This is a genomic window from Argonema antarcticum A004/B2 (assembly GCF_023333585.1).
Taxonomy (GTDB): Bacteria; Cyanobacteriota; Cyanobacteriia; order Cyanobacteriales; family Aerosakkonemataceae; genus Argonema; species Argonema antarcticum.
In genome coordinates this window covers 55,345-71,991 of record NZ_JAIQZN010000022.1, presented here as the reverse complement: position 1 = coordinate 71,991, position 16,647 = coordinate 55,345, and the positions used below count along the sequence as shown (strand labels likewise).

Below are 16,647 nucleotides of genomic sequence, written 5' to 3'. Positions count from 1 at the left end.
TTAGCAGATAACCCCTGTGTCAAATAAACAATCTCTCAACAAAACCCGTCCCTACCATATAATACCGATCCAAACGAACATGATATCACTCACTTTTTTGGCATATCTTTAATTGTTGTAGTGTTTCGGGATGGCTGACAAAGTAATATTTAAGCCATTCGCAACCTCTGGCGAGTAGTTCGTCTAATGTTTCTACTCGCCATAGTCTTGCAGTGTGGTCTTCTGAAGCAGTGGCGAGGTATTTACCATTGGGGCTAAAACTAACACTATTTACTCTGTTTTGATGTCCCTTTAATTCTGCTATCTGATTCCCTGATAAATTCCAAAGTCTTGCGCTACCGTCCTCTGAAGCTGTGGCAAGTATTTGCCCATCAGGACTAAAACTGACACTTGTTACCGTACCTTGATGCCCCCAAAATTGATCTACCAGGTTTCCAAACAAGTCCCACAGCTTTACAGTACGGTCATCTGAGGCAGTAGCTAAGTATTCTCCATTGGGGCTAAAACTAACACTCATGATCTTGCCCTGATGTCCGTTAAACTCGAATTCCAAACTTCCAGATAAATTCCATAGCCGCACTTTGCCATCATCTGAGGCAGTAGCAAGGTATTTCCCTTGACTGCTAAAGCTAACATGGTGGCCAATGACTCCAGCTATCTCCTTCCCAGATAAATCCCAGAGCCGTGTGTTGTCCTCTGCATCACCAGTGGCTAGCATCTGTCCATTGGGGCTAAAACTAACACTCAATACCTTGTCACGGTGATCTCTGAATTTGGTTATCTGATTACCAAATAAATCCCACAGCCTTACCGTACAGTCATCAGAGGCAGTAGCAATGTACTCACCATTGGGGCTAAAACTGACACTTGTTATCTTGTTTTTATGCCCCGAAAATAGAGTTATTTGATTCCCAGATAAATCCCACAGCCTTGCAGTACAGTCATCTGATGCAGTGACGATGTATTGCCCATCTGGGCTAAAAGAGACACTCGTTACCTCGCCTTCATGTCCTTGAAATTGGAATATCTTCTTTTCAGATAAGTCCCATAGCCATGTAATACCTTGATAAAGGGTAACAGCCATATACTTGCTATCGGGGCTAAAGCTAATATCTATACTGTAGGAGTCTGTAAATTTAGCTATTTGTTTTCCAGATAAGTTCCATACTTTTATAACTGTACTTTCATCTGAAGCAGTAACTAGATACTTACCATCAGGGCTAAAAGTAATCTTACTTAGCCAAGTGTCATTTCCAAGATACTCATACTTATTGATCAATTTTCCAGATAAATTCCATAGGTGTGCAATCCTATCGTGATCGGTGGCTATATACTTTCCATCTGGGCTAAAAGATACACACTCATACCCCTTCAATTCAGCTATCTGGTTTCCAGATAAATCCCACAACCGGGGTTCATCATAATCTGAAACAGTAGCAATATACTGCCCATTGGTGCTAAAACAGATATAATATACTGCACACTCATACCCCTTCAATTCAGCTATCTGGTTGCCAGATAAGTCCCACAATCTCACAGTCCAGTCCTCCGAAGCAGTAGCAATATACTGCCCATTGGGGCTAAAACAGAAATAATATACTTTACCCTGATGCCCCTTCAATTCAGCTATCTGGTTGCCAGATAAGTCCCACAACCTGGGAGTATTGTGATCTGAATCAGTAGTAATATACTGCCCATTGGGGCTAAACATCAAATAATTGAAATAAGAATCCATGAATTCTGCTATCCTCTTTCCACATAAGTTCCATAAAGTCGTTTTATCAAAGTAGTGAATAGCGAGGCAGTCTGCATTAGGGCTAAACTCTATTTTTTTGTAATTGCGATCACATTGAAATTCAGCTATTTGTTTGCCATGTAAATCCCACAGCTTGATTAAATATTCAAAGCCCGTGGCAATAAAGTTATTATTAGGGCTAAATTCAATCCATATTACGTGATGGAAAGGATTATCATCGGCTTTGAATTTAGCAATTTGCTCCCCAGAAATGTTTAATAACGTTATTTCAGGCTTGTAGAGAGAAGACTCTTCTAATGTAGCTATGGCTATATACTCCCAATTTTGGCTAAAACTGATAGTCTTTGATCCGCCGTATTCATTGCCAGAAAATATATTTATTTCTCGGATATTGTCAAGAATTACCTGTAAGGCTAGCATTGGGCTAGTCGCGGGATATTCTTGCAGCAAACGCCCATCTTGCACCCATTTTTGTAAGTCTTGTCCTGCCTCCATAGCTAACAATAAACTTTCTATTTCTCTGCCTCCAGCCTCAAAAAGTTGCAACGCTCTGATGCCGTCGCGTGCTATTCTTGTGCTTTGCTTGGCTTCTTCACGAGCTTTTTCTAAGATTTGATTTGCTTCTCGTTCTGCTTCTAACTGCCTTTGAAGTTCTCGGTTTTTTAATTGTTCGCTAGCTGCTAAAAATTGGTAATCTTCATTACTTAAACTTCTCTCGGTTGCCCAATTTGATGCTTCTTGCAATGCTTGTCCGCGTAAAAGCCGTGATTCATCCTGACGATTAGAAGCTAACCAAGCATTTATCGCTTCACTATAAGGACGCAGATTAGCTAATTGCTGATTCACCCAATTTTGGTTAAAAATATTCTGATAAATCCGGTTATAAACTTTTAAATTACCGTTTTTTTTAACTACCAAACCCGACAGCCGTAAATACATTTGTTCAGAACTATCATCAGCGGGAATTCCTCCCTGTTGCAATATTTGTTGATAGAGTCCTAACAGTCTGCTGGCACGTTGTTCGTTGCTGAGAATGCGATCTCTAATCGTCCTCAAATGTTCTGGCTCATCCTGAGATTCCCAATTATTAATAATATAGCTTTCCACTAACAGACGAATAATCGGATTTCTACTTTCTGCTTTTTCAACAACTATCTTGCATAACTTTTGGGTGAGAAATGGTTGTCCACCTGTCCAATTCAATATTTCTTGCAAAACGATTTCAGGATTATCTACCTTTTCTGCCAATCCTTGAGTTAAAGATAATTTAGATTCTTGTAAATTAAAGCCCGTAGGATCGATACCTCGACCAATATTAAATGGCGTGCGTTTTTTGTCTTGAATTAAATCTGATGGAGTGGCTACTCCTAATAAGCAAAAGGTAAGGCGATTATATTCTGGCTTATCTGCACGATCATTGTAGCAAGCACGGATCAACGCAAAAAAATCATCTAGAGGAAATGGTAGACTGAGAACGCTATCAATTTCATCGACAAAAATAATAATCTTTTGTTGGAGTGAGCCTAGTAGCACATTTTCTATAAAATCATCAAAGCGCTGTACTGGTGAAAGCAAATCCCGCTCCCGCCACCAGGTTTTTAAATTGATCGTTCCTAATAAATTGAATGCCATTAATAGCTGAGAAACTATTCCTGCATACCACTGTTCTGCGGTGATATCGCTACCAATTTTTGAGAGGTCAATGGATGCACAAGCAAATCCTTCTAATTTCAAACTTTGCATTGTTTGTACCCGCAAACTAGACTTTCCCATCTGCCGCGAGTTCAATACATAACAAAAATCGCTATTCTTTAACCTCTCGTAAAGCTTCTCATCTGCCTGTCGTTTCACATAGCTGGGAGCATCAGCTGGCAGACTTCCTCCAACTTGATATTTGTAGGATGAATTTGGTGATGTAACCATTAGTTACCTCTCAGGCGATCGCAAAAATATTGACGATACAAATTACAGCGAGGAGTGATATCATTGCCTTGCACTTGTACCAATCCCATCTTTTGTAATTGATACACTTGCCTCGGCTCTAACTGCACTGGATTATCTGCGGAAACTACATTTTTAAAAGCTGCACATAGTTCTAAATCTTCTTGTAAATTAACTAGATGTCGCCGTAAATGATCGCTGTAAATTCCAGCTTCTGTAGCAGCAGTTTGTATTAGTTGTTCCAGGGTAATATCCTGACGGCTAATCTGATAAAGAGCGATTCGCAGTAGATAGGGATGTCCTCCCACCATTGCCATGATTTGCTCGACTTGATTATCTGTCCAATCTAGTCCATGAAGCCGAGCTAATTCCTTTACCTGAATAGCGTTGAATTCTGACAATTCTACTGGCAATCCGACATTAAAAGGTGATTGATTGAATTTGAGAGGAATGTAAACTTCTGTGGAGTGTACTATCACTAATCGTAGTTTTTTCCAAATATCGAGATTCTTTGCTTCTTCATACCATGATCGCAACAGAGCAAAAAAATCTTTTGCGATATCAGTTGCGATATCAGTATCCTCGAAAAGTCTATCAACTTCATCCAAAGCTAAAATTAACGGGCTATCTATTTTTTCCAATAAATAAGCTTGAAAATAAGTAGTGCAACTCATCATGCTGCCAATCAACTCTTTATCCCAGTAATCATTTAGTAGAGGCTCTAGCTGTAGCTGCTTACTGATATTGGCACAAAACCAACGCAAAAATTTATCCAGATTGGTTAAAAGCGTTCCTTCTGCTTGCCGAAGATTTAAACTCACTGTTCGGTAGCCTTGTTTGGTTGCCCCTTCTAGAATTCTTCTCATCAAGGAAGTTTTACCCATCTGCCTTGGCCCTTTAATCCGAATTAATGCTCCTGACTGCAAAATTTCTTCATAACAAAGAGATTCTATCGGTGGTCGATCGATATAAAATGGAGAATCTAGCGGCACTTCCCCTTCTGGAAATTTTGATTCTGCTAGGGGCTGGTATTTTTGAGACTGTGTTGAAGTATTAGCAGAAGTACGCGATCGCCGTTCCAGCACTACCCGACAATTTTTTTTATCTACTTTTTCTCCAAATACATCTGTCAACAGTTTCCACAACTTGGGAGCAATATCGTGCTGTAGATATCTGGGGCTATAGTTAGTACCATTACCCATTTCTGTATAAGTCTGATCATTACAAGAGCCACGGATTACAGTTTCCTCTACATTATTAAGGCGTTTCCCTGTCTGGTCAAAAACTGCATCATCAGCGATTTGAAATCCTTCTTCAAAGTTCATATCCGACCCTGGTAGCTATATTTTGACTTTAGACTTTAGTTTAACCTAAAAATTGCCACGAAATCACATTTTTAGCAAATTCCTTACTTTCCCATCCTATCAGTTAATTAATCTTACTTAAACTTACTGACTGCTATTGATTAGCATCAAATTGTATTACTTTTTACCCATCGACATTTTTTTGATTCTGCAAGAAACTATTGATAGTTGACAAAATACAACTGTCCTACCGAGAAAGTTACACAAACCTGAAGGGGTTAGAAATTTATGGCATCACGAAAGGTTGAAAAGATCAAAGTTAATAATATTGACAGTCAAAACAGCTTTCAACAATTAGTCATACCCGGTTTAGAGGAATTCTTAGCAAAGCTAGAACAAAATTCACACCCTACCAGCAACTCACAATCTAAGTACAGCGGTTCCCGCTCTTATGAGGTACAGTAGCAATTAGTAAACCAATTTATTACAAACCGCTACAGAATATTTAGTGTACCTCATTACAGCGGAAACCGCTGTAAGGATAAAAACATGACCTACATCGCACCCAATATCAATGTATTTCCACCCAGTCTCGACATTTTAAGCTTGAGAGAATTTCAGCCAGGAAAGGCACATTGCCAAAAATGCCTTGCAATATTCTCAATTATTCCCCGAAACGAAAAGCAACAAATTCAATGTCCGTTTTGTAATGTTCGCTATCTTGTTGATGCCAAATCGGAAGTGGAACAGCATAGTTTAATTCGTTCCCATTTCCGCAAACAGCGGCTTTACATTAATGACATTGACAACATTTTTGAACATTGCCAAAAACTGGCAGAAATAGCCTACAAAGTACGGCAATACACTCCCGAATATTCACCTTGTACAGGCTTATTAGATGCTTTGGATCTAGCACAGCGATTTTTTCATTTCATCACCTTTGGTATCAGTCCGCAATTTCTGGGTGCTTTGAAACTGAAAGCACGGCGCATTCCTATTCGAGGTATTGTTTCATTACCATCAGACCAATTTTCACTCAGGCGAGAATTGCAAGACTATCAAAACGAAGCACCCAATTTATCTATCAAACTTGTGCAACCTTCTAGTTCCAATTGGGGAGATTTACCGCACCAAAAATTAGGTGTAATTGATGGCTTGTTGACTTTCAAGGGAAGCGTAAATCTCACACCGACTGCATACCGGAAAGCTGGCAACTTTTATGATGAGTTAGAAGTGCTTACTGATATTAGCAAAGTCATCGACCACCATAACCGCTATTTTTCACCGATTTGGGCTGATTTGAGCGAATATAGAAATGCGATCGCTATTAGTATGAATAGTCTGCCTCGCAATTCTGCTGCTTAAAAAAGGTGCGATCTTGATTTTATCAAGATCGCCTACTCCCTAATTGAAAACAGCGATCGCTTCAAATGTCTCCAAACTCTTTCGGGTGTCATCGGTAATTGGGTTAATCTTATACCAGTAGCATGAGCGATCGCATTTGCGATCGCAGGCGCAGTACAATTAGCACCAATTTCCCCAATTCCTTTCGCCCCAAATGGCCCATTAGGATCGGCTTTTTCTACTAAAAATACTTGCATTGCTGGCACGTCTAAGGCGGTGGGAAGTTGATAGGTTCTTAACCTGGGATTGAGGATTTTTCCCTGTTCGTCTATTCGCAGTTCTTCGGATAAAGCATAACCCAATCCCATTATCATACCGCCTATTGCTTGACCTTCACAAATTCTGGGATTGATTGCTTTGCCGATATCAATTGCTTGGATAGAACGCAAAACTTTTATATGTCCGGTTTCGGTATCGACTTCTACTTCTACACCTTGTACCGCAAAGGTCATGGAACATTTATCGGCGGCATATTCCGATTCTGCTGATAAATTTTCTGCTTGTTGAGCTATTTCTAAAAGAGATATTTCTGCGGTTGGCGATTTCACCTTGTTATCTGCTATGATTAATTGTGGCGATCGCAATATTTGCGCTGCTAATTCCAGTATCTTATCTCGCAATTTCTGTGCGGCTAAATTCACTGCTTGACCGGAAATATAAATAGTTGCTGAAGCGTAAGAACCTGAATCGTAAGGTGTGGTTTGGGTATCACCTGCTATCAGTTCAATATCGGCAATAGAAACGCCAAGCACTTGAGCGGCAATTTGTCTGAGGGTAGTATCGGAACCTGTACCAACATCGATCGATCCTGTTCTCAGTTCAAATTTTCCATCGGTTTTAAGAGATATTTTAACACAGGCAGTATGAATTTTTGCTAAACCACTTGCTTGCATTCCTACCGCAAATCCAAACCCGCGTCGCAGATGACCGTTTACTATTGGTTGCATTCCCGAAATATAGCCAAGTGCTTGACTTACTTTATCGAAACATTCAACAATCCCATAACTACCAACTACATGAAAATGGTCATCGCCTTTACTTCCTAATGTCAGGACATCATCTGCACTAATAATGTTTTTTAATCGCAATTCCAGCGGGTCTATATTTAATCGTTGAGCAATTTCATCTAATTGTGATTCTACCGCAAAGCTGCCTTGAGTTGCACCATAGCCGCGAAATGCTCCGGCTGGCATTGTGTTAGTATAAACCGCATGACCGACAAATTTTTGATTGGCACAACGATATAGTCCAAGAGGGAAACAACCTGTAAGATAAACAACTGTTGTGGCGTGATTTCCGTAAGCGCCAGTATTGGAAATGGCTGCCATATCTTGAGCTACAATAGTACCATCTAATTTTACTCCTGTTTTGAGTTGAATTTTCATCGCATGGCGGCTATTTGTGGCGGTGAACTCTTCTGTGCGGGTGAATTCCCATTGCACGGGACGACCTGTTTTGAGAGTGACAAAGGCACAAAGGTCTTCAGTGAGAATTTCTTGTTTGTTGCCAAATCCGCCGCCGATTTTAGCTTTGAATACTCTGATCTTGTCTTTGGGTAAATCGAAGATTTTAGATAGTAATGTTTGGCAATGGAAAGGTACTTGTGTGCTGGAACGAATTACCAGGGTTCCGTCTTCGTCTAGCCAACTGGTGCTGATGTGGGGTTCTAAGTGGACGTGCTGAACTGCTGGTAGATTGTAGGTATTTTCGATAATTAAATCGGCTGCGGCGAAACCTTGTTCGATGTTACCTTTTTCTAAGATAACTTTTCCGGCGATATTGCGATCGCGTTCTGGTATCTGACAAGATTCTGGTTCATCGTGAATTACCACAGCATTTCGCTCCATCGCTTGCTCTGGGTCGATGATATGTGGTAAAATTTCATAATCAACTTCGATTAACTGACAAGCTTGTTCGGCAATTGCCACAGTTTCAGCAACCACAGCAGCAACGCGATCGCCCACAAATCTTACCTTATTATCTAATAAGTAATGGTCGAGAGGATCTGGCTGTGGATCGGCGTGACCCGCTGTGGTGTAGGGAATTCTCGGCACATCTTCATGGGTAAAAATAGCATGAACTCCTGGGATTGCTTTCGCTTTGTCGGTGCGAATTTTGCGGATGCGTGCATGAGGATGTGGCGATCGCAATACCTTTAAATGCAATAATCCAGCCGGGGTATAATCTGCTGTATAAACAGGTTTACCCGTGACAATTTCTATGCCATCTTGCTTAGCAATACTTTCACCCACCTGTCCTTTAGCCTCGTGACCATGTAGAACCTGGTCACGCACTTCGCAAGGCTCTGCCTTTCTTCCCAAAAGAATACTTTCAATTATAGCTTGATAACCAGTACAGCGACATAAATTTCCTCTCAAAGCAGAACGAATTTCAGTTTCTGATTTACAGTTCACTTTTTCAGCACTCATAATTACACCAGGAGTGCAGAAACCGCACTGAAAACCCTGTTTTTCTAGAAAAGCTGACTGCATAGGAGACAACTTTCCATCAGTTGCCAATCCTTCAATTGTGGTAACAGATTTCTCCTCAATTCGCATTGCTGGATAAATACAACTATGGATGGGTTTGTCATCTACCCAAACAGTGCAAGCGCCGCAATCTCCCGATTCGCAAACGCGATGCACTCCATACCAACCGAGATTTCTTAATAAACTTAAAAGACTGGTTCCCGGTGAGATACTTTCTGTATATGTTTGTTCGTTAACTTGGAAGTTTAGAGAGTCTGACATAATATTTCTTCGAGCGAGCGCTGCATTAAAATTTGTGTAACTTGTCGCCGATATGAAGCACTGGCTTTGTCATCTTCTATAAATTCCGAAAGGGAAATTTCAGATAACAAAGCTTCTGAAAGTTCTGCTGATGTAGGAATACTAGAAAACTTTATCAGGCGCGGAGCGGGAACGCAAGCACCCAATCCAAACCGCACTTGAGATGATTGTGGATGATAAGCTGTCACTACAATTGACGCTGCATAACCGGCGGTGGTAATAGCGATGCGTTTAAAGTTAACAAGCCATTCCAAGTTAGGCAGAGGAATCGAGATTTTCCGCAAAACTTCTCCCGGTTGGAGTATAGTTTGCTGTGCGCCTGTTTGGAATTCGATCGCGTCAACTCGATAAGATTGCGAAGTTGGGTTAATAATTTCATAAATTGCTTCCAGTGCTACCATCACAGGAGCAAAGTTACTCACAGGTAAAGCCAGACAAATATTACCTCCCACAGTCGCCATGTTAGTTACTTTAAAGGATGCCAAATGATGAACTGCGCTTTGCAATGCTTTTACCGATGTCCAACTTTCGGGGTAAGAAAAGTTTAATAATTTCTCCATTTTGCAGGTTGCACCAATTGCCAATCCCTCTGGCGTGACTTCAATTTCCGACCAATTCAATTTTTCTAAGTCTACCAAGACTTTGAGATGGGGTTGCGGTTCAGAAAATAGCCATGTGCCGCCAGCCAGCCAACTCCATCCCGGTGACCAGGTTTTGACTGCTTGTAAATTTGTTGGACGTAAGTATGTTTCGATATTAGGCAAATCCATCAAATTACCCAAGTTTTAGTTAATTTTAATTTACCCGACAAGTTAAGTAAGTTAAACAGGATACATTTTGTCTAACTGTAACAAAGTTTGTAGCAAGACATTAAGTAGGTGGGCCTCAATAAACTGAACACCCAGAAACCCGGTTTCTCCAAGAAACCGGGTTTCTAAGGGCCTGGAGTTTTACGTTTAATTATGCCCACCTACTTACGTCATAGCTAAACTTCGACGTTAATTTATTATAATCTTTAAATAGATTGAATCAACAACTAAAAGTAAAATGGAATCGAAACGCTTCTTCATTTGTGGCTCTGCTCTACGCGGTCAACCCGATCACCAAAATCTCCAATCGGCAAACTTTATCAACGAGGCAGTTACCCAGCCAAAGTACCGGCTACACTCTGTAGAAAACGGCTGGCATCCCGGCATCTATGAAGTTGAAGACGGAGGTATTGCCATTCCGGGCGAGGTGTACGAGTTGACGGCTGAACAATACGATTACTTGCTCTCAACAGAACCTCCAAATCTTTATGCAGGAAAAGTAGTCTTGTCAGATGGCGAAAAAGTGACCGCTATGCTTTACCCGCAAGAGTTAGTGGAACAATATCAGTGGCCTGATATTTCTCATTTTGGCGGTTGGGCAGCTTATAAAAAATCACAAAATAGTCATTAGTCATTAGCCATTAGTCATTAGTTAGCGGTTTTTTATTGCTAATGGCTAATGAGCGATGACTAAATCGTAAGTGTACATATAGTATAGGTCAATAACCATGCAATTCACAATTAAAATCCTAGCATTGATTAGCCTGTTAGTTTCTGTTCAAGCGCCTTTATCACTCAATTTTTCAGCATCATTATTTACTAACCCAGTACAGGCTAAAACAGTACAGGAACGCCAAGCTGAAGCCGACCGACTGCAACAACAAGGGTTTGAGGAAGGGCTAAAAAACCGTCAATTTGAGGCGGCTTTGGAGTCTTGGCAAAAGGCACTGACTATCTACCGGGAAATTAAAGACCGCCGAGGTGAAGGGCGGTCTTTGGGAAATATTGGATATGCTTACTTTTTGCTAGACGATCGTGAAAAAGCGATCGAATATCTTGAGCAAGATTTAGCGATCGCACGCGATATAAAAGACCGCCAAGAGGAGGCGGATGCTTTGGGAAATTTAGGAACTGTTTACTATTCTCAGGGTGACTATCCAAAAGCAATTGATTACTATCAAAAAAGTTTAGCCATCCAACGACAACTTAAAAACAGCCGAGGGGAGGCGCTTTGTTTGAACAATTTGGTAAGTGCTTACCGTTATCTGGGCGAATATGCTAAAGCAACTGAGTCCGAACAACAGAGTTTTGCGATCGCAAACACTCAACAGGAGACAAGTTCAACAACGCGCCTATGGCAACAATTCAAAATAGTGGAAAGATACGGGAATCTTTAGTAAAGTTGTATAATTTTAGGTTAGGTTTTGCGATCGCTCAATCCAACCTACTTTAGTTTCAGCATCGTCAAGTTTTCGGCTGGTAAGGATGATGTTCAATCCAATGTTTCGCAATATCAATGCGGCGACAAATCCAAACTTTATCGTGCTTTTTTACGTAGTCTAAAAATCGCGCCAATGCTGCCGTTCTTCCCGGTCGTCCCGCGAGTCTGGTATGCAATCCAACTGACATCATTTTTGGCGCTGTTTCACCTTCTTTGTAGAGAACATCAAAGGCATCTTTGAGATAAGTAAAAAAATCATCGCCAGTGTTAAATCCAGGTGCAACCGAGAATTTCATATCATTATTATCTAGTGTATAAGGAATGACTAAATGCGGTTTTTTTTCAACTTCCACCCAATAGGGTAAGTCATCATTATAGACGTCGGAATCGTAGAGAAAACCACCTTCTTCTACTATTAAACGGCGGGTATTTAAACTCGGTGCGTAGCGACAATACCAACCCAAGGGACGGCTACCTGTTGTTTTTTCCAGGGATTTAATGGCACGCTGAATATGTTCGCGTTCCTCCTCTTCACCTAGCAGGTGATACCCAATCCAGCGCCAACCGTGGCAGCAGATATCGTATCCAGCCTCAACGATCGCTTTTGCCGCCCCTGGATTGCGCTCTAAAGCCAGTGCAGCACCAAAAACGGTGATTTTGATGTTGCGATCGGCAAACAAGCGCATCAGCCGCCAGAACCCCGCCCGACTGCCATATTCATAAACTGATTCGACGATTAAATCGCGATTTCCTGGCCCCATTGAAGCACCGGGAACTTCCCACAAATAAGTTTCTGAATGGTTATCGCCATCGGGGATAGAATATTCGGAACCTTCTTCGTAATTCATCACGATTTGTAAAGCAATGCGGGCATCTCCCGGCCATTGTGGATGGGGTGGATTGGCACCGTAACCGACCATATCGCGGGGGTAAGCTGTAGTCATAGCAATTTACTCATCGGTTTGGTATTTATTGTTACAGTTATTTGGTAAAATTTTAAAGATTCTAGTCTTTTATCCTAAAGTAAAGTTGGATAGGAGTATATAGTGGGCTACAAAATCAGTTACGGCAAAGAACAAGTTACCCTTTATCGCACGTATGCCAAACCGATGTCGGGTTTGATGCAGATTCCCGAATCGCCATTTGTCGGCAGAGAAAATACGCTTTTTGCTGTGGATGTTGGTGTTGAGGTGTTTGGCAACAATTTTCTGCCAGCTTATACTGAGGGCGATAATAGAAATGTGGTCGCTACGGATACGATGAAAAACTTTGTTTTGAAACAAGCGATCGCATTCGGTGGTTCCACTCTAGAAGGTTTTCTCGATTTCCTTGGCAAACAGTTTTTGGCAACTTATCCTCAGATGTCTTCGCTACGGATAACGGGAAAGGAACAACCTTTTAATGCGGCGTCTGTTCCTCAAAATGGTAGTTTTGTAGATAGCGGCGTGTTGTTTAGTAGGTCGCACAACGATTATGCGATCGCAACCTTAAATTTCGATCGCGATGGAGAAGATATCAAGATTATATCTCACGAATGCGGTCGCGTCGGATTTGAGTTAATTAAGATTACCGGAAGTTCATTTGCTAGCTTCGATCGCGATGGATATACCACATTGCCAGAAAAAAGCGATCGGCCCTTGTTCATCTATCTGGATGCGAACTGGAAATATGGGGATGTAGAAAATGCGATCGCACCCGACTTATCCCAATACATTGCACCCGAACAAGTACGCGATCTTGTGCAAGTTGTCTTCCATGAATTTGTCAGCAAATCAATCCAACATCTCATCCACGAAATGGGTATTAGACTGCTAAACCGCTTCCCCCAAATGGCAGAAATTTCCTTCTCCGCTCAAAATCGACTTTGGGATACAGCATTTGTGTCAGAAGAAAACGAAAAAATCAAAGTTTATTGCGATCCGCGACCGCCTTATGGAATGATCGAGTTAAAGCTAACCAGAGACTGATAGAATATGGCAGGTAAACTCACTACCCATGTACTCGATACAACGCAGGGTTGTCCCGCAGCAAATATGGAAATAGAACTGTGGTTGCTTACTCCACACGATAATGGTAAAAAACTGCTAAAAACAGTGCGAACTAATAAAGATGGACGCACCAATGCACCGTTACTTGCTGAGGGTGAGTTAGAGGTAGGAGTTTACGAGTTAATATTTGCAGTGGGCGAATACTTTGACGAACAATTAATCACAACTCCTCAACCCCCTTTTCTCGATCGCATTCCCATTCGCTTTGGCATTGCGGATATTCACGCTCATTATCATGTACCATTACTAACATCTCCTTGGGCGTATAGTACCTATCGCGGTAGTTAGGGGAGTGATTTTTTAACGCAGATTAACGCAGATGTAGAGATTCGGGAGGGAATATAGTAGGTAAATGAAGTATAGAATATCTGAGATTAATCAACTGAGTCAGCAAGATTTTGTGGAAGTTTTGGGTGGAATTTTTGAGGATTCTCCTTGGGTAGCTGAAAAAGCGTATAACAAACGACCTTTTGCCGATTTAGTATCGCTGCATCAAATAATGGTGGGAGTGGTGCGAGATGCAAGTTTAGATGAACAACTGGTATTAATGCGATCGCATCCAGACTTAGGAAACAAAGTAAAAATGAGCAAATCTTCCGTACATGAACAAGCTGGTGCTGGATTGGATAGGTTAAGTAGTGAAGAGTATGAACGATTTCAGGCGCTAAATAAAGGATATAAGGAAAAGTTTGCGTTTCCTTTTATTATTGCGGTGAAGAATCATACTAAGGAAAGTATTCTGGATGCGTTTTCTATTAGGTTGGGAAATAGTAGGGAAGTTGAAATAGAACGTGCTTTGCAAGAAATTTATCAGATTGCTTGGTTTCGTTTGTCAAACTAAGACGCCTCTGAAACTCTTATTCAGCGCTGCTATAGCTAGGGACTAGGGGCTAGGGGCTAGGGGCTAGGGAAGAGGGAAGAGGGAAGAGGTTACTCCGTAAGGGATTATGGACTTCATGTAACAGTTGGAGTTGGCTTAATCGCCCTGGCGGTTGCTATAACTTGCACTTGTTTCTCTTCTCTAACCTGCGCCATTCGTTTTTGATACTTTAAGGCGATCGCAGTTGCAAATTCAGACATTTCTCTTGCTTTCTGTTCCGCGTCTTTAAAAACTTCTAACATTTCAAGTAACGTTTTTTCATCGGGTAGTTCTTTCGTATTTTTATTTCTTTTCTCCTCTGCTCCTCTGCTCAAATAGCCTAAGTAAGGAAGATCCGAATTAATGAGCTTCGCCAACAATTGCTACCTGACGACTTCGCACTTCCAAATATATTAGCAAGGCGTTAACATCAGCTGGATTAACGCCGCCAATTCTTGCTGCTTGTCCAATTGTCAGCGGTTTCACTTTGGCAAGCTTTTCGCGAGACTCTTTGGAAAGTGTCTCTATCGCGGCGTAATCCAAATCTTGTGGCAGTTTGCGATGTTCGTGACGGGCAATTTGGTCAATTTGATGTTGTTGTCGTTGTAGATATCCAGAATATTTGATATCTATCTCTGCGCCTTCTTTTTCGGCTAGAGAGAGGTCGGGATTGCTTAATGCGTATCTGTCTAGGTCAATATAATGGAATCCCGGACGACGCAACAAGTCGGCGGTGGTAATGGAACCTTTGATGAGTTGCTGGGTATCGGATGCGATCGCTTTCCCAATCTCATCATGCTCTTTTACCCGCGTCGCCTGCAACCGTTCTTTCTCGGCGGCAATATTCGCTTGCTTGGCGCTAAACAAGTCCCAGCGACGGTCATCGATTAAGCCAATTTCCCGACCAAGAGGCGTCAGGCGTCGATCCGCATTATCCGATCGCAATAATAAACGATATTCCGATCGCGAAGTTAGCATCCGGTAAGGTTCCCGCAAATCCTTGGTACACAAGTCATCCATCAGCGTACCGATGTAACTCTCCTCCCGCTTGAAAATAATTTGTGTTGAATTAGACACAAATCTTGCTGCATTAATCCCAGCTACAAGACCCTGTGCTGCTGCTTCTTCGTATCCAGTAGTACCGTTAATTTGTCCGGCGCAGAACAAACCCTCTACTTTCTTAGTCATCAGCGTCGGAAAACACTGAGTTGCCGGTAAATAATCATACTCAACCGCATAAGCCGGACGCAACATCGCGCAGTTTTCCAAACCGGGAAGACTCCGCAACATCTGCAATTGCAAACTTTCTGGCAACCCAGTCGAGAAACCTTGGATATACAATTCTGGAATATCGCGACCTTCGGGTTCGATAAAAATCTGGTGACTTTCCTTATCGGCAAAACGGACAATTTTATCTTCTATGCTGGGACAATAACGCGGCCCTTTGGCATCCACCCAACCGCCGTATACTGGGGAGAGGTGCAGATTTTCCCGAATTAGGCGATGAGTTTCGGCTGTGGTGCGGGTGATATGACAAGGCATTTGTTCCCGTTCTACCCAGAGTTCGGGGTCAAAGCTGAACCAGCGCACCTCTTCATCACCGGGTTGCGGTTCCATTTTACTGTAATCGACCGATCGCTTATCAACTCTTGCCGGAGTTCCCGTCTTCAGTCGTCCGGTTTCAAAACCCAGACGGTTGAGAGTTTCCGTCAATTCAACAGCCGCAAATTCTCCAGCGCGTCCGGCTGCCATCGATTTGTTACCCACCCAAATCTTACCACCCAGGAATGTGCCGGTGGTGAGAATTACTGCTTTGCACTGGAAGGCGACACCGAAGTATGTTTCAACACCGATAATCTCGTCATTTTTACCGAGTACTAAATCTGTGACCATGCCTTCGCGGACTGTCAAATTATCCTGATTTTCGACAATCCGTTTCATTACCGCCGCATATTCCCGCTTATCAGTCTGTGCGCGTAACGCCCAAACTGCTGGCCCTCTGGAGGAGTTTAGCACACGCTTTTGCAGATAAGTGCGATCGGCCATTTTCCCCAGTTCGCCACCGAGTGCATCTACCTCATGTGTCAATTGCGACTTAGCCGGGCCACCAACTGCCGGATTGCAGGGTTGCCAAGCAATTTTATCCAAATTTAAGGTTAGCAGCAGGGTACGACAACCAAGGCGTGCGGTAGCAAGTGCGGCTTCGCAGCCGGAATGACCTGCACCGACAACGATGATATCAAAAGCGTCTAGGAATTGTACAGACATGGGTGCGATCGGGTATGCGTACAGCAGC

14 protein-coding genes are annotated in these 16,647 nt (G+C 42.1%); 7 read left to right on the top strand and 7 right to left on the bottom strand.

Translation table 11 applies throughout. The features are described from left to right. Positions 1-85: 85 nt before the first annotated feature. Together LAY57_RS12160 and LAY57_RS12155 are read right to left on the bottom strand one after the other, a co-directional pair. Complete coding sequence (locus LAY57_RS12160) at positions 86-3,679, bottom strand: WD40 domain-containing protein (protein WP_249066852.1); 3,594 nt, start codon at positions 3,677-3,679, stop codon at positions 86-88. After that, on the bottom strand, positions 3,679-5,022 hold the full coding sequence (locus tag LAY57_RS12155; protein WP_249066850.1) for an AAA-like domain-containing protein: 1,344 nt from the start codon (positions 5,020-5,022) through the stop codon (positions 3,679-3,681). The genes LAY57_RS12160 and LAY57_RS12155 overlap by 1 nt, the downstream gene beginning before the upstream one ends. 267 nt (positions 5,023-5,289) lie before the next feature. Between LAY57_RS12155 and LAY57_RS12150 the strand changes: the two genes are divergently transcribed. Both LAY57_RS12150 and LAY57_RS12145 read left to right on the top strand, forming a co-directional pair. Continuing rightward, on the top strand, positions 5,290-5,466 hold the full coding sequence (locus LAY57_RS12150) for a hypothetical protein (RefSeq protein ID WP_249066848.1): 177 nt from the start codon (positions 5,290-5,292) through the stop codon (positions 5,464-5,466). 84 nt (positions 5,467-5,550) lie between these two features. Then, on the top strand, positions 5,551-6,366 hold the full coding sequence (locus tag LAY57_RS12145; protein WP_249066846.1) for a phospholipase D-like domain-containing protein: 816 nt from the start codon (positions 5,551-5,553) through the stop codon (positions 6,364-6,366). Between the two features lie 32 nt (positions 6,367-6,398). Here LAY57_RS12145 and LAY57_RS12140 read toward each other — a convergent pair whose 3' ends face one another. Beyond that, on the bottom strand, positions 6,399-9,155 hold the full coding sequence (locus LAY57_RS12140) for a molybdopterin-dependent oxidoreductase (RefSeq protein WP_249066844.1): 2,757 nt from the start codon (positions 9,153-9,155) through the stop codon (positions 6,399-6,401). Next, positions 9,140-9,964, bottom strand: a complete 825-nt coding sequence (locus LAY57_RS12135) for an FAD binding domain-containing protein (RefSeq protein ID WP_249066843.1) — start codon at positions 9,962-9,964, stop codon at positions 9,140-9,142. The genes LAY57_RS12140 and LAY57_RS12135 overlap by 16 nt, the downstream gene beginning before the upstream one ends. Before the next feature lie 277 nt (positions 9,965-10,241). Here LAY57_RS12135 and LAY57_RS12130 point away from each other — a divergent pair, with 277 nt between their 5' ends. Further along, positions 10,242-10,634: an allophanate hydrolase-related protein gene (locus LAY57_RS12130; protein WP_249066840.1), complete on the top strand. Its 393-nt coding sequence runs from the start codon at positions 10,242-10,244 to the stop codon at positions 10,632-10,634. 97 nt (positions 10,635-10,731) lie between these two features. Further along, positions 10,732-11,400 carry a tetratricopeptide repeat protein gene (locus LAY57_RS12125; protein WP_249066838.1) on the top strand — a complete coding sequence of 223 codons (669 nt, stop codon included), beginning with the start codon at positions 10,732-10,734 and terminating at the stop codon, positions 11,398-11,400. A 67-nt stretch (positions 11,401-11,467) separates the two neighbouring features. On the opposite strand, the gene puuE is transcribed toward LAY57_RS12125, so the two are convergent. Then, positions 11,468-12,388 (bottom strand): allantoinase PuuE, encoded by a 921-nt coding sequence (gene puuE / locus LAY57_RS12120; protein ID WP_249066836.1) that lies wholly within the window; start codon positions 12,386-12,388, stop codon positions 11,468-11,470. Positions 12,389-12,490: 102 nt separating this feature from the next. On the opposite strand from puuE, the gene pucL reads away from it, so the two are divergent. From pucL to uraD, 3 genes are all read left to right on the top strand, one after another. Next, positions 12,491-13,411, top strand: a complete 921-nt coding sequence (gene pucL / locus LAY57_RS12115; RefSeq protein WP_249066834.1) for a factor-independent urate hydroxylase — start codon at positions 12,491-12,493, stop codon at positions 13,409-13,411. 6 nt (positions 13,412-13,417) lie between these two features. Continuing rightward, positions 13,418-13,780 (top strand): hydroxyisourate hydrolase, encoded by a 363-nt coding sequence (gene uraH, locus LAY57_RS12110; protein WP_249066833.1) that lies wholly within the window; start codon positions 13,418-13,420, stop codon positions 13,778-13,780. A 64-nt stretch (positions 13,781-13,844) separates the two neighbouring features. Continuing rightward, entirely contained in the window at positions 13,845-14,333 is a 489-nt protein-coding gene (gene uraD / locus LAY57_RS12105; protein ID WP_249066832.1) for a 2-oxo-4-hydroxy-4-carboxy-5-ureidoimidazoline decarboxylase, read from the top strand. Positions 14,334-14,446: 113 nt separating this feature from the next. Here uraD and LAY57_RS12100 read toward each other — a convergent pair whose 3' ends face one another. Together LAY57_RS12100 and mnmG are read right to left on the bottom strand one after the other, a co-directional pair. Next, positions 14,447-14,728 carry a hypothetical protein gene (locus LAY57_RS12100; RefSeq protein WP_249066831.1) on the bottom strand — a complete coding sequence of 94 codons (282 nt, stop codon included), beginning with the start codon at positions 14,726-14,728 and terminating at the stop codon, positions 14,447-14,449. Further along, complete coding sequence (mnmG, locus tag LAY57_RS12095; RefSeq protein ID WP_249066830.1) at positions 14,712-16,619, bottom strand: tRNA uridine-5-carboxymethylaminomethyl(34) synthesis enzyme MnmG; 1,908 nt, start codon at positions 16,617-16,619, stop codon at positions 14,712-14,714. The genes LAY57_RS12100 and mnmG overlap by 17 nt, the downstream gene beginning before the upstream one ends. Positions 16,620-16,647: the final 28 nt, after the last annotated feature.

Coding starts and splice junctions, on each gene's coding strand:
- LAY57_RS12160 (WP_249066852.1), bottom strand. CDS start 3,679: ATGGTTACATCACCAAATTCATCCTACAAATATCAAGTTGGAGGAAGT.
- LAY57_RS12155 (WP_249066850.1), bottom strand. CDS start 5,022: ATGAACTTTGAAGAAGGATTTCAAATCGCTGATGATGCAGTTTTTGAC.
- LAY57_RS12150 (WP_249066848.1), top strand. CDS start 5,290: ATGGCATCACGAAAGGTTGAAAAGATCAAAGTTAATAATATTGACAGT.
- LAY57_RS12145 (WP_249066846.1), top strand. CDS start 5,551: ATGACCTACATCGCACCCAATATCAATGTATTTCCACCCAGTCTCGAC.
- LAY57_RS12140 (WP_249066844.1), bottom strand. CDS start 9,155: ATGTCAGACTCTCTAAACTTCCAAGTTAACGAACAAACATATACAGAA.
- LAY57_RS12135 (WP_249066843.1), bottom strand. CDS start 9,964: ATGGATTTGCCTAATATCGAAACATACTTACGTCCAACAAATTTACAA.
- LAY57_RS12130 (WP_249066840.1), top strand. CDS start 10,242: ATGGAATCGAAACGCTTCTTCATTTGTGGCTCTGCTCTACGCGGTCAA.
- LAY57_RS12125 (WP_249066838.1), top strand. CDS start 10,732: ATGCAATTCACAATTAAAATCCTAGCATTGATTAGCCTGTTAGTTTCT.
- puuE (WP_249066836.1), bottom strand. CDS start 12,388: ATGACTACAGCTTACCCCCGCGATATGGTCGGTTACGGTGCCAATCCA.
- uraH (WP_249066833.1), top strand. CDS start 13,418: ATGGCAGGTAAACTCACTACCCATGTACTCGATACAACGCAGGGTTGT.
- uraD (WP_249066832.1), top strand. CDS start 13,845: ATGAAGTATAGAATATCTGAGATTAATCAACTGAGTCAGCAAGATTTT.
- mnmG (WP_249066830.1), bottom strand. CDS start 16,619: ATGTCTGTACAATTCCTAGACGCTTTTGATATCATCGTTGTCGGTGCA.